The sequence below is a fragment of the Chryseobacterium sp. HR92 genome, from assembly GCF_045689405.1.
Classification (GTDB): domain Bacteria; phylum Bacteroidota; class Bacteroidia; order Flavobacteriales; family Weeksellaceae; genus Chryseobacterium; species Chryseobacterium viscerum_A.
In genome coordinates, this window is the sequence record NZ_CP139139.1 from 4,677,670 (window position 1) to 4,691,608 (window position 13,939).

Below are 13,939 nucleotides of genomic sequence, written 5' to 3' on the forward strand. Positions count from 1 at the left end.
GGCAGAAAATTTTATTAACAGCGTTTTCATATTATTTGTTTATAATGGAATTAATAGTAACTACAGATTGATTCACCTGCTGGATAGATTCCAGATATTTCAACTGGATATTTGTGGCAGTCTGCAAAGCAAAAAGATATTCCACATATGAAATTTCCCCTGTTTTATATCCTAGCTGAGCTGCTTTTACAATTTTCTCTGCATTAGGCAGTGCCTGACCTGTATAGTAATCGTATTGCTGCAAGTCTTGCTGATACTGGCTGAAGGCATTTTCTAACTGAACAGAGAGTTGTTTCTGCTGCATTTTAGCATTGGTTTCAGCAACCTGTTTTTCATATTCTAATGCCTGGATTCTTGCTTTTGTAGCTCCAAATGTCAATGGAATAGCCACTCCTACTGTTGCGGACTGAAAACGTTTCCCTGAATTATAAAAATTCTCCTGTCCGTTGATGGTATGAAGTCCTATCAAAGATTGGTTGGTATATCCTAAGCTAAAATCAGGCAGCCCGAGGGATTTTTCAACTTTCTTGTTTTTTTCAGCAATCTCCATTTCCTGATAAAAAGCTTTTACTGTAGGGTTGTTGGCAACGACTGCACTGTCAAGTACATTTTCAGCTTTTAAAGGAGCATAATCTTTATTAAACGGAACTTCAAGATCTTCTGACGTATTCATCAGGGTCTTTAAATTCTTATAAGCGTTATTCAGAAAGACTTCATTCTGTCTGAGCAGCAGATCAATTTCTCCTTTCTGGGTTTCTGCAGTACTGATTTCTATCTTTTTGATATCACCTGCTTTGAATCTTACGGTTGCAATTCTGATAAATTCCTCATAATATTGAGCCAGACTCGTAAGCTGGGCTTTATTATACTGAAGATATTCAATCTGATAATAATAGGTACGTACCTGTTTTATCAGTTCATTGGCTGTAATTTCTTTATCAATCTGCTTGCTTTTAATATTCTCATTGATTAGGTCTTTTCTTGCTTTAAACAATGTTGGAAAAGGAATACTTTGTGAGATGGCAAACGACTGGTCAAACTTCGGACTGTTGTATTGTCCAAGCTGAGCTTCAAAGCTTAATTTCGGGAGTTCTTTCGCGGTTGCTCTTAATGCTTCAGCAGATTTAATGCTTAAATCTTTTGACTGGAGGGTTAAGTTATTATTCATAGCCTGTTCTACCGCCTGCTCCACAGAAATTGGTCTGGACTGTGCTTTAAAAGTCTGCCCCAACATCATGAATCCTACAACAAGAACCGCTGTAAACATTCCCATATTATTATTCTTTCTTTTCAAAATCTTCGTGTTAAAAATGATATACAGCATTGGCAAAACAAATAGTGTAAGGAATGTTGCTGTTACCAGACCTCCAATTACTACTGTAGCCAAAGGTTTCTGTACTTCTGCTCCGGCTCCGGTGGAAATAGCCATTGGCAAAAATCCCAGTGAAGCTACTGTAGCCGTCATTAATACGGGTCTTAATCTGGTTTTTGTTCCTTCAAATACTCTTTTCAGAATATCAGTTTCACCATCTTTTTCTAATTGGTTGAACGTTCCTATCAAAACAATTCCATTCAATACTGCTACTCCAAACAGGGCAATAAATCCGATCCCGGCACTGATACTGAACGGCATATCTCTTACCAAAAGCGCAAATACACCCCCAATTGCACTCATAGGAATGGCTGTAAAAATCAATGCAGCCTGTTTGAATGAGCGGAAGGTAAAATACAACAGCATAAAAATAAGAAGCAATGATACCGGAACAGCGATCATCAGACGCTTGCTGGCTTCCTGAAGATTTTCAAACTGACCTCCGTAGGTAAAGTAGTATCCGGAAGGAAGTTTCACTTTATTTAATTTTACCTGAATATCTTTCACCACACTTTCCACATCACGGTCTTTTACGTTGAACCCAATTACAATTCTGCGTTTTCCCTGCTCGCGGCTGATCTGTGCAGGTCCTAGTTTGTAGCTAATATTCGCCACCTGTGATAATGGAATCTGAGCTCCGGTAGCAGAAGTAATCATCAGATTATTCACATCTGAAATATCCGTTCTGTGAAGACTGTCCAGGCGTACAACCAGATCAAAACGTCTTTCATTTTCAAACACCTGTCCGGCCGCTTTTCCTGCAAAGGCTGTACTTACTGCATTGTTGACATCTTCGATATTTAATCCATAATTGGCAATTCTCGTTCTGTCATACTGAACATTAATCTGCGGAAGACCGCTCACTCTCTCAATCTGTGGTGCTGTAGCTCCATCTACGGTCTGAATGATTTTCCCAACCTTATCTGCATATACTGCTAAAGAATCCAGCTTTTCTCCGAAAATTTTTACGGCAACATCCTGTCTGATCCCGGTCATCAGTTCATTGAAACGCATTTGAATAGGCTGATTTTTCTCAAAGAATACGCCAGGAATTGTTTCCAGTTTTTCACTGATCTCATCTGCCAGTTCATTGTAAGATTTCTTGGTTTTCCATTCGCTTTGCGGTTTCAATACTACAATCATATCGGTTGCTTCAGGTGGCATCGGATCAGTAGGAACCTCAGCAGAACCTGTTTTCCCGACTACCATTTTCACCTCATCAAACTGTTTGATAATTCTTGACGCCTGCATCGAGGTTTCTATACTTTGGCTTAATGAGCTTCCTTGTGGTAAAATACAGTGAAATGCAAAATCTCCTTCCTGCAGCTGTGGAATAAATTCGCCACCCATATTTTTAAAGATAAATGCAGAAAAAAGAAACACTACAGCAGTTGCTGAAACGACGATATATTTTACTTTGATTGCTTTCTGTAATAGTGGCTGATAAACCTTTTGCAAACGATTCATCATTTTATCGGAAAAGGTTTCTTTGTGGGATATTTTCTTGGATAAAAACAACGCGCTCATCATCGGAATGTAGGTCAGGGAAAGAATCAATGCTCCCAGAATCGCAAATCCTACTGTTTTTGCCATTGGAGTAAACATTTTTCCTTCTACGCCTGCCAGAGTAAGAATCGGGATGTATACGATAAGGATGATGATTTCTCCGAAAGCCGCACTGCTTCTGATCTTTGAGGCAGAAAGGAAAACTTCTTCATCCATTTCAGACTGTGTCAATGCACGGGTAGATTTTCTTACGCCTAAATGATGCAGGGTTGCTTCTACAATAATCACGGCACCATCCACAATCAACCCGAAATCTATCGCTCCAAGGCTCATCAGATTGGCACTTACCCCGAAAACATTCATCATTCCCAATGCAAATAATAAGGAAAGCGGGATGGCAGAAGCTACAATAAGTCCGGCTCTCAGGTTTCCCAGGAAAATTACAAGAACGAAAATAACGATCAATGCTCCTTCGATTAGGTTTTTCTGTACGGTATTGATGGCTCTGTCTACAAGATCTGTTCTGTCCAAAAACGGTTCAATGATAACATCATCCGGAAGAGATTTCTGAATGGTTGGAATTTTTGCTTTGATATTGCTCACCACTTCATTGCTGTTTGCTCCTTTCAACATCATCACTACTCCACCCACGGCATCTACTTTTCCATCATAGGTCAATGCTCCGTAGCGAACTGCACTTCCTAAACGGACATCAGCAACGTCTTTTATAAAAATAGGAACACTTCCGGTTTCGTTTTTAACAGCAATGTTTCTGATATCCTCCAAAGAGGTAACCAGACCAATTCCACGGATAAAATAGGCGTTGGGTTTTTTATCAATATAAGCTCCTCCTGTATTCTGATTGTTTTTCTCAAGGGCTGTAAATATTTCGGTGATGCTTGTTCCCATTGCCTTTAAGCGATTTGGGTCAATAGCCACTTCGTATTGTTTTAATTCGCCACCAAAACTGTTAATCTCCGCAACTCCCGGTGTTCCGTTCAGCTGTCTTCGGACGATCCAGTCCTGCATGGTACGAAGTTCTTTGGCATTGTATTTCTTCTCACTTCCTTTTTTAGGATGGAGAATATACTGATACACTTCACCAAGACCTGTACTTACGGGAGCCAGCTCGGGAGTTCCTACTCCTTTTGGAATCTCTTCTACGGCATTTTTCAGCTGCTCGTTAATGAGTTGTCTTGCAAAGTAAACATCTACATTTTCTTTGAACACTACTGTAATTACCGACAGCCCGAATCTTGAAATACTTCTTGTTTCCTGAATATCGGGAACATTGGCAATGCTCTGTTCAATAGGAAAGGTAACCAACTGCTCCACTTCCTGCCCTGCCAATGTAGGGCATACGGTAATAATCTGCACCTGATTGTTGGTGATGTCCGGCACAGCATCTATAGGCAATCTGGTGGCACTCCATGTTCCCCAGATGATCAGTACCAGAGTCATCAAGCCAATGACAACCTTATTTTTTATACTGAATTTTATGATTTTATCTAACACGATTGATATTTAATTTTTATTGAAAATGAATGCATACAGCATTAGAATACTGCAGCAAAAATATCCTGAAAACCTCTGCAATGGTATTGCAAAGTTTCAAGCACAGTTAAGTATTAGAAAGCATAACTTTCTAAAAATCAATAAAAATTAAATTTTAGGAGGCTGCCAGATAGGATCGTAAATCTGGTAAGCAAAGTCGTTTTTGTGGAATAGGATCTTCTTTGAAAAATAAGCCGGAATCTGCTCCGGAATTTCCAATAAAGGATCCATTTTAAATGCTGAAACGGTCATCTGACAACAGCTGCAAGCACACAATGGAGAACATATATCTCCTTTTTCTGTAGAATGAGTATTATTAATACTTAATGAAATCTTATTCCCGCCTGTATTCAACGGATGGGACGTGTCTTCACATGGCATCAATGATAGCGCCATGAAATAAATTGCCAGTATCCATCTTAAGAGGTTCATTGTTACAAAGGTAGAGATTTTTTCTAAAATGGGTAGATTCTGAAATTTTAAATATATGACAAAAATCAAGGTATCCTATCGGAATACCTATTTCCCAATAATCATTTTTTCGCAAAAATCATTAAGCATTATTCAAAATAAAGGCCATTATTTCTAATGTATTCCCTATCATAATTCACAAATCAAAAACTCAATTCAAAAACTCAATTAACGAAGTATTTAAGACACCTAATAGTGTCTATTCGTTATCTTTGCAAAACTTAGATTACCATTTTAAGTGATAAAACCATTCACAATTATTTAGAAATATTCTTATTTCATTCAACTTCAAAATATTTACAAACTAATTTATACATTATGAAACGTACGTTACTATTTGTTTTTGCGATGGCAACCTCAAGTATTTTTGCACAAAGCTGGAACATTACCGGAAATTCAGGAACCAATCCTCCAACTCATTTCATTGGAACAACAGATGACAAACCGCTTATTTTCAAACAGAACAATCAGCAGAATTTCAAAATTGAAGGACAAAGCATCAATATCGGAAGCGGTGCTCCCGGAACAGGAAACCTTCAGTTGGCATTATCACCTTGTAACAGCTGTTATTCAGGATGGGCTAAACCTAACGATGGTGTGATGAGATTATTAGGTGGACATAACCTGAATATTCATATGGACAATGATAATGCTATTGATCCCAATTCTGACACCAGTACTCCGAATTCATCAGGAATTTCAAGGGTCCGTTTTTCTGATGCTGTACATAAAAGCCTAATGGTACTTTTTAATACAGGAAAAGTAACCGTGGGAACAGACCAGTATGACAATGATGCTAACTTTATTTTTTATGTAAGCAAAGGAATCAAGGCAGAGCAGATAAAAGTTGAAAGCCCTGCGGCTAATGGCTGGGCAGATTATGTATTCAAAAAAGAGTATAAGCTTCGTTCTTTAGAAGAGGTAGAACAACATATTTCAGAAAGAGGCCATTTACCAAACATTCCATCAGCAAAAGAAGTAGAACAAAACGGAATTAATTTAGGGGAAATGGATGCAAAGCTTCTTGAAAAAATTGAAGAACTGACTCTTTATTCAATACAACAAAATAAACAGCTTCAGGAAGAAAGTAAAGTTTTAAAATATCAATCGGAGAAAATTGAACAACTAGAAAAACAAATTCAAAAACTTTTATCCTCTCAAAAATAAATACAAATGAAAAGAAAACTACTTTCCGTATTTTCTTTATTGATCGGTTTTCTAGGCTATTCACAAACGGAAGTCTATTTCAAATATGACGAAGCCGGAAACCAGCGATACAGAGGAACTAACGCAGCAGGTAAAAAAGCTGAACAGTCTATTCCAAAAGAAATACAATTACAGGAAGCAAAGGTAGCAGCGGCCAGCCAACAAGCAATTTCCATTGATGAAAAAACGTTCTGGAAACAAATCAGACTCTACCCTGTGCCGGTAAATGATTATTTAACCATCGACTGGACAGAAGAAGTAGACGGGCTGATTGAATCCGTTTCATTGTATCAGCATAGTAATGTTCACTGGAAATTCCAGCAGCAAAATCTGCCGGATCTAAACAATCAGGTGAAAATTAATATGACCGGGTATGACTGGGGTATCTACATTCTTCGATTCACTCTAAAAGACGGAAGAGTCTTTGGCAGAAACGTAACCAAAAGATAAAAAACAGGAAGTGGAATTCAGAAATTAAAGCATTGAAAGACTTACAATCATTCTGTCATTTTATTCCCTCTGATTCCAGCCTATTGATTATTATTCATCAATCATTCATTAAAAACAACTAATAAAAACAATGAAATTCTTTTCATCATTGATGTTATTCCTGTGCTCAGTATGGGGGTTTTCACAGACCATACTTTACCGGGCAGAATCTACCTCGCGGACCGTTCAGGACCCGCAGTCGGTAATTATGACACAGGGATTTCAAGCCAAGTCGGGTGTATCGAATCCGTTTCTGGCTAAAATAGGTCCTGCCACAGATAATCCAGGTGGTGGACCAACAAACTCGCAGGCAGGTATTAATAATCCTTCCCGAACCATAGAAATAGATAGTATCAAATTCCATGATACGAAAGGAAATATAGAGGTAAATGGAGGTGGACAACTACAATTCACCTTACCTATTGCGCTGCCTCCCGGAATAAAAACCGTAGCACCACAAACAAATCTGGTGTATACCAGCAGTTCAGGAAATGGAATTGCCGGATATGGTTGGAATTTATCTGGATTAACATCAATTTCCAGAGTCGGGAAAACCATTGAAAAAGATGGGAAACCTCAGGGAATCCAGTGGGATTATACGGATTACTACTCTTTCAACGGAGAGAGATTAGTCTTAAAGTCAGGCGAATATGGAAAAGATGGAGCAGAATATGTTCCCGCAAAATATTCTAATATTAAAATAAAATCTGTAGGAGTAAATCCCGAACAGAACGGACCATTGTATTTTGAAATTACATTTGAAGATGGTTCAAAAGCATGGTATGGTCTTAATGCTGATTCAAGAACTTCAGCGGAATATAATATCAGCAAATGGAAAGATGTACAGGGAAATTATATTTCTTACAACTATGTGCAGGGAAAAGGAGTTACGACCATACATAATATAGCATGGGGCGGCAATGAACAGCAGAATAAAAGCCACTTTAACTCTATTGAATTTACCTATGCTGACAGAACTTTAAAAGAGCAAGCCTACACAAAAGGGCTAACATATACTCAAAGTATGATCTTATCTGAGATCAAAGTAAATTCAAACGGAAATCTGTTTAAGAAATATTCACTTGAGTACGTTCAAAATAAAACAAACTATCAGTTTTTAAGTAAGATTACCGAATCTAATTCTGCCGGGGCAAATGCCAATCCAATAAACATTCAGTATCAGCAGGATCCGTCTGCTACCAATACCCTTTGGCAAGACAGCAGATATGATGATCTTTATGACCGTTATCAGGAGGTCATTTCCGGGGATTTTAACGGGGATGGAAAACTGGACTTCATCAAGGACAAGACCTTAATGATTAACAGATTGGAGAATTCCGGACAGTTTTATAATTTGACCTATCAAGGTAAATTTTTAGGTGTTGGAACTGGAATTAAAAACAATATCCTGCTAAATAAAAGTGTATTTTTTACTTCTCAGACTTCATTTGAAGAAAAAAATGTTTTAATTCGAACCTATGAAGTAATTGATGGCAAGGCTGAGTTGGTATCCTCAAAAAAAATTGATCTGAGCAGCTATCCGCAGCTATTCACAGAAATCAGAGGAACACTGTATAACAACCTCATCATCGAATACAATGATCTTAAATGCAAAATCAAAGAAGCGGATTTTGACGGGGATGGAGTTTCAGATTTTCTGTTGAGCATTGAAAATGTAGCATATGGTTACCCCAATGGTCCTGGTGAATGGTCTGAATATTTTGATTCACAGTATCTTTCAGAAACGTTCTATTACAATACAAGAACCGGAGTGCTGCAAAAACAAGATAGTGATGAGTTTGAGAAATTTAAAATAGCCGACTTTAAAGGCGAAGGTAAATCGAATCTGCTTAAAATTCAGGACAATAATATTTACATCTATGAATTAAACACTCAGAACAAATTTGTACTGGCCTTTTCCACTACAAAAGAATCCTACAATGATGTTATTTATCTGGGTGATTTTAACGGAGACGGAAAAACAGATATCATGGCTCCCATCGCAGATGCTTCTTCAGACTGGAGAATGTATCTGTCTACAGGCGCAGGGTTTGTAAAACACTACTATTCTAATCTTTTCCTGTATGAACCCTGGTGGGAAGGAAGTTTAAGAAAGAACAGACAGATTCAAAGAACATATAGTACCTCTGACTTAAATAAAGATGGAAAAAGCGATCTGTTAATTTTTGAATCTCAGAGGTGGAACCGAGACGGCTGGACTGACTGGAACAATCCTGATTCGGGTTATGGCTTTAATTTTCTGAGAAATGATGGTGTTGACAGTAATGGTAAACCCATATTTAATAATGCTCACAGTCTTGCTCCAGTAGAATTAAACTGGGATGGAGAAATAGGCAATTATTCGATGTATGGCGAGCAATTCAGACCTCTATTCGGTTCGTTTCGTATAGCCCAGCTCAATACAGACTTTGCCATTATTCATAAAACAAAAATGATTACCTGGGACTTGGGAAGTAAACTTAATGTAATTTCCAAAATTAAGTCAATACGTCAGGCCGGAATCAAAACCGCTGTAGAGTATTCACCATTAACCAGTTCAGGAAACATTTATCAGTCTTTCTATACTACCAATCCAATTGCATATCCTTACATCAACATCACCGAAAATTATAGTTATTTTGTTGTTTCAAGACTGATTCAAGGGGATCGTAAACAGGAATTCAGATACAGGGACTTAATTGGAAACCTTCATGGAAAAGGAATGATAGGTTTCAGGCAAATGGCCAGATCAACGTTTTTCAGTGATGCATTAGTGAATACCAAAGTTTGGAACGGCTTTGAAATCAATCCTGCCAACGAAGGATTACCTTATAAAGACTGGAGTATACGTACAGCGGATGAATCAAAAATATTCCCTGCAGATATTTCATTGAACAATACTCAATTATTATCATTTAAACAGTATGACTACAAAATAGATAAGCTTTTGAACGGAGCAGTAGTTCCGGTAATCCCCGATACGGAAAAATCTAAGGCTGTTCTTGCGATCAATCCATACATCACTACATCAAAAGACTTTTTAAAGAACATCAAAACGGTACATACTGTAGAAGAATATGATAATTTATACCTTCCTAAAAAATCTACCGTAAATATTAATGATGGGTTTTCTGTTTCAACATCTGAATTAGAATATTTCCCTCATGATACAACCACAGGGACCAATTATAGTATAGGAAAACCTAAGACCAAAACAACAACTGTTAAAGCTTATGGTGACACTAAGTCAACAAAAGAGGAATACATTTACAACAATAATCTTCTTAAAATCTATAAGATAAGTAACAGAGATAATACAGGAGCTCTTACTGAAATATACAATTATGATAATTTCGGAAATGTTATTCAGAAGGTTAATTTAAATAGTGTTGATTCCCAAAAGGAAATTACCAATTATCAATATGATGATAAAGGCAGATTTGTTATTAAATCTACAGATGATCTGGGATTAGAGACCAATACTCTTTACAATGACTGGGGATTAGTGACTAAAAAGACGGATGCTCTGGGGAACACTTTAGAAAATGAGTACGACGCATGGGGTAAATTAATGAAATCCAAAACAAATATCTCCGGAGTTACCACCTATGAATATGTAAAAGATAACTTATATAATTCGGCCGTTATAGAATATGACCCTAGTGGAAATATTTCAAAAAAATACACCAACAAATGGGGGCAGGACTATAAAGAATCTTCCAAAGCGTTTAAGCAGGGGCAATATATTTCTCATGACATTGTATATGATGTACTGGGAAGAAAAACAGCTGAAAGTGAGCCTTATTTTGAAGGACAAAGCTCTAACAAATGGAACACTATTTCTTTCGATGATTCAGTATTCCCAGCCAGGATAACAACAACAGCATTTAATGGAAAACAGGTGAAATTTTCAGTTTCCGGCAACACAGCAACAGAGGAAGAAATTAACGGAAATAAAAGGATTACTACCAAAACCACCGATGCCTTAGGAAATGTTATTTCCACCACCGATAAAGGAGGAACAATCCAGTTTTCATACAATGCCGCAGGAGAACAGATTCAAGCGAAATATAATGAGAATATTGTTACTACTAAGTATGACACATGGGGTAGAAAATCAGAATTTAATGATCCTTCCAACGGATTATACAAATATGAGTATCATGGGATGGGACAGCTTAAAAAAGTCACAAGCCCAAAGGGAACAAAAGAATATACCTATAACAATCAAAGGCAACTAACATCTCAAAAGGAAGTTTCAACTACAGATAGCGGTCAGGCCACTAATAAAGTTATTTCTTATAGTTATGACAACAAAGGAAGGCTTACTTCAAAGTCCGGCACATCAAACGGGAGAAATTACAGTTCAAACATTGTATATGATCCGCAAGGAAGACTACTTTCATCCTCAGAAAGCAGTAATGGCAAATATTTTATACAGAAAGGAATTGTTTATGACGACAAAGCAAGAGTTGTTTCTTATGAAAAACAGCTATATTCTTCAGGTATTCTGACAAAAGTAGACATTGAAAACGTTTACAGCGACTGGAATGGTGAACTGTATCAGATAAAGGATAAAAATTCCGGTAAAATACTTTGGCAACTGAACGAAATTAATGCAAAAGGCCAGGTATTAAAATCCAAACTGGGAACAACAGAAATTATTAATGATTATGATCTTACCACTAATGTTCTAAAGGAAACCAAACATGGGTCACCTGTTAAGTCTAATCTTTTACATATCAAATATCTGTTTGATGCATTAAAAAATCAACTTGACAGTAGAATTACAGGAGGAGATTTCAATATCAACGAGATTTTCAAATATGATGACAACAATAGATTAATCTCATGGACAAATCCTGCAAACGGACAGGAAAACTCTAACGTTTATGACAACAAAGGGAGAATCCTGGAAAATAATCAGATTGGAAAAATTAAATTTGAAAATTCTACTAAAATTTATCAGGCAACCGGAATGACTCTTAATCCTGCCGGAGAACAAAATTATCAAAATGACCTCATCCAAAGTATTTCTTATAATGAAAATAACGATCCTGTTTTTATTGATGGAGAGAAAGGAGATGTAGCCTTCCAGTATGGCTTGGCCTCGATGAGACAAAGAGTAACTTATGGTGGAAATTTTGACACGGATAAAGATGGTAAATTCACAAAATATTACAATGAAGACGGAAGCTACGAGATTGTAAGAGACAATACTACAGGTAAAGAAAAACACATCCTTTACATTGATGGATCTCCTTATGAAAGCAATATTATATATGTAAAGAACTACACTGAGGAAAACGGATCCTATAAATTCCTGCACAAAGATTATTTAGGCAGTATCTTAGCAATAAGTGATGAAGCCGGAAATAAACTGGAACAACGACATTTTGATGCATGGGGGAATTTCACCCATCTTCAAATAGGAAGCGGAGCCGTAGAAACCGACATTAACAAAATTAAGCAAATTGCAAACAGTGGAGGTCTGCTGCTGGAAAGAGGGTATACTTCTCATGAGCATTTTATGGAAGTAGGAATCATTCACATGAACGGAAGACTTTACGACCCATTATTAAGACGATTCTTAAATGCTGATGAATTTATTCAGGATCCTTATAATACCCAAAACTATAACAAATATGGATATGTAATGAACAATCCATTGATGTTTAACGACTTTACCGGAGAGATCATGGGATGGGATGATGCCCTTATTGCTATAGGAATTGCTATATTTACCTCTGTTGCTACAGACTATTATTTAAACAGACCAATTAATATTGGCAGCATGTTCCAGTCTGTCGCAATGTCTATGATGTCTATGGGTATCAGTAATGGTATTGGAGATATTTTCAAAGCGGGAGGTGAAGTCGCAAAAGCTCTCGGAAAAACAGGAACCATTATCGCCAGAGCCGGTGCGCATGCATTAGCACAGGGGACATTATCTTTTGTACAGGGAGGAAATTTCTGGAGTGGATTATTAAGTGGAGCTTTTGCAAGTATTTCTAATGATTTACTAAATTTTGCTTCAAATAATGTAGGTGATAACAGCATTTTAAAAAGTGATGGTTTTGCTTTACTTAACGGAGCTGTTAGCGGAGGTGTCGGTTCAGTACTAGGAGGTGGAAACTTCTGGGTAGGAGCTGGACAAGGACTTATGGTTACAGCCTTTAACTATCTTAAACATAAACCACCTACGACGGATAATTTAATAGACGACATGGAAAAAAGCAAGATAGATCCAGCAGGAGTCCCGGATTATTCCAAGTTTGATGCTGAAGTAGCAAAAATGAGAAAGTTAAAAACAATTGCTAAATTAGCAAAAAAAACAGGATACATCCCTATTAAGGATGGTGGCAGCTCTGGCAGTGAAACTAGGGCTAACACCTCATATAAAACTGATAAAATTAAATCTATACAGCTTGGAAAAGTCATCAAAACAGAAGTTAAAACAACAGTAACCCAAATTACTATATTTAAAGAAGCTTTTACATCATATCTTAATCTGGCAGGAACATTTGTTCACGAATACACTCATGCTATTGATTATATAAGTGGTTATTTTGAAGGAAAGCTTAGTAAATTGGGTAAGCGTGAAACGGAACGCTTAATGGAAGAAAGAGCTTATGGAAGTGGTGCCAAAGCAGGAGATTTAATTCAAAAACAACAATATCAAGATTGGCTTAAAAGAAATGGATACTAAAAGAATATTATTACTACTGTTAATTTTTCAGTTTATCGTTATTTTTTCTCAGAAAAACTGCATACAGATGACTCTTCATCAGGATAAAAATGATAGTCTTAACGTAAGATTTACAAGTAAGTGCAAAGAAAAAGTTGTATTGTACCAATACAGTAAAATGATGAATACAACGCTTAATAACGGTTATGATCTTGAAGATATCACCCTATTAAAACAGGATCGATATAAAATAGAAAATATTAAATCAGATCAAAATCATAATTACCCGGTAGATTATGAAAAAGTAAAAAATAATTTTTTCATCCTCAACCCGAATGAATCTTATGACTTTGCTTTCCCTTTGCTCATATTTTTAGAAAAAAATAAATCTGTTTATGAGAAATATCAAAACTATTATTTGATTAACAACAAACATAAAGGGAAAACTGTACAGTTTAAATTAACGTATAATGCTCAATTTATCAATGAAGGTATTATAAATTTAAAAGATAATGTTTCATTGTATCCTATCTCGGTTGAATCCAATTACCTTAAAATAATTTTAAAATAATTGTTAACTTAATTTAGAAAAGCCGGCTCAAGCATTAGTTTTGAGCCGGCTTTTCAATGTTATAAATTACCCCGGGACATTT

6 protein-coding genes are annotated in these 13,939 nt (G+C 36.6%); 4 read left to right on the forward strand and 2 right to left on the reverse strand.

Annotated elements, in window-relative coordinates; all coding sequences use genetic code 11:
• Positions 1-31: 31 nt before the first annotated feature.
• Both SFA27_RS21260 and SFA27_RS21265 read right to left on the reverse strand, forming a co-directional pair.
• Complete coding sequence (locus SFA27_RS21260; RefSeq protein ID WP_407294717.1) at positions 32-4,393, reverse strand: CusA/CzcA family heavy metal efflux RND transporter; 4,362 nt, start codon at positions 4,391-4,393, stop codon at positions 32-34.
• A gap of 147 nt (positions 4,394-4,540) precedes the next feature.
• On the reverse strand, positions 4,541-4,864 hold the full coding sequence (locus SFA27_RS21265; protein ID WP_407294719.1) for a DUF6660 family protein: 324 nt from the start codon (positions 4,862-4,864) through the stop codon (positions 4,541-4,543).
• Positions 4,865-5,221: 357 nt separating this feature from the next.
• Between SFA27_RS21265 and SFA27_RS21270 the strand changes: the two genes are divergently transcribed.
• The 4 genes from SFA27_RS21270 (at position 5,222) to SFA27_RS21285 (ending at position 13,857) form a co-directional block, all read left to right on the forward strand.
• Positions 5,222-6,070 carry a cell wall anchor protein gene (locus tag SFA27_RS21270; protein ID WP_407294721.1) on the forward strand — a complete coding sequence of 283 codons (849 nt, stop codon included), beginning with the start codon at positions 5,222-5,224 and terminating at the stop codon, positions 6,068-6,070.
• A gap of 6 nt (positions 6,071-6,076) precedes the next feature.
• Positions 6,077-6,559, forward strand: a complete 483-nt coding sequence (locus tag SFA27_RS21275; RefSeq protein ID WP_407294723.1) for a hypothetical protein — start codon at positions 6,077-6,079, stop codon at positions 6,557-6,559.
• 130 nt (positions 6,560-6,689) lie between these two features.
• Complete coding sequence (locus tag SFA27_RS21280; protein WP_407294725.1) at positions 6,690-13,307, forward strand: RHS repeat-associated core domain-containing protein; 6,618 nt, start codon at positions 6,690-6,692, stop codon at positions 13,305-13,307.
• Complete coding sequence (locus SFA27_RS21285; RefSeq protein WP_156118384.1) at positions 13,297-13,857, forward strand: hypothetical protein; 561 nt, start codon at positions 13,297-13,299, stop codon at positions 13,855-13,857. The genes SFA27_RS21280 and SFA27_RS21285 overlap by 11 nt, the downstream gene beginning before the upstream one ends.
• Positions 13,858-13,939: the final 82 nt, after the last annotated feature.

Excerpts from the sequence above, each read along its gene's own strand:
- SFA27_RS21285 (WP_156118384.1), top strand. The coding sequence starts at position 13,297 with ATGGATACTAAAAGAATATTATTACTACTGTTAATTTTTCAGTTTATC.
- SFA27_RS21280 (WP_407294725.1), top strand. The coding sequence starts at position 6,690 with ATGAAATTCTTTTCATCATTGATGTTATTCCTGTGCTCAGTATGGGGG.
- SFA27_RS21275 (WP_407294723.1), top strand. The coding sequence starts at position 6,077 with ATGAAAAGAAAACTACTTTCCGTATTTTCTTTATTGATCGGTTTTCTA.
- SFA27_RS21270 (WP_407294721.1), top strand. The coding sequence starts at position 5,222 with ATGAAACGTACGTTACTATTTGTTTTTGCGATGGCAACCTCAAGTATT.
- SFA27_RS21265 (WP_407294719.1), bottom strand. The coding sequence starts at position 4,864 with ATGAACCTCTTAAGATGGATACTGGCAATTTATTTCATGGCGCTATCA.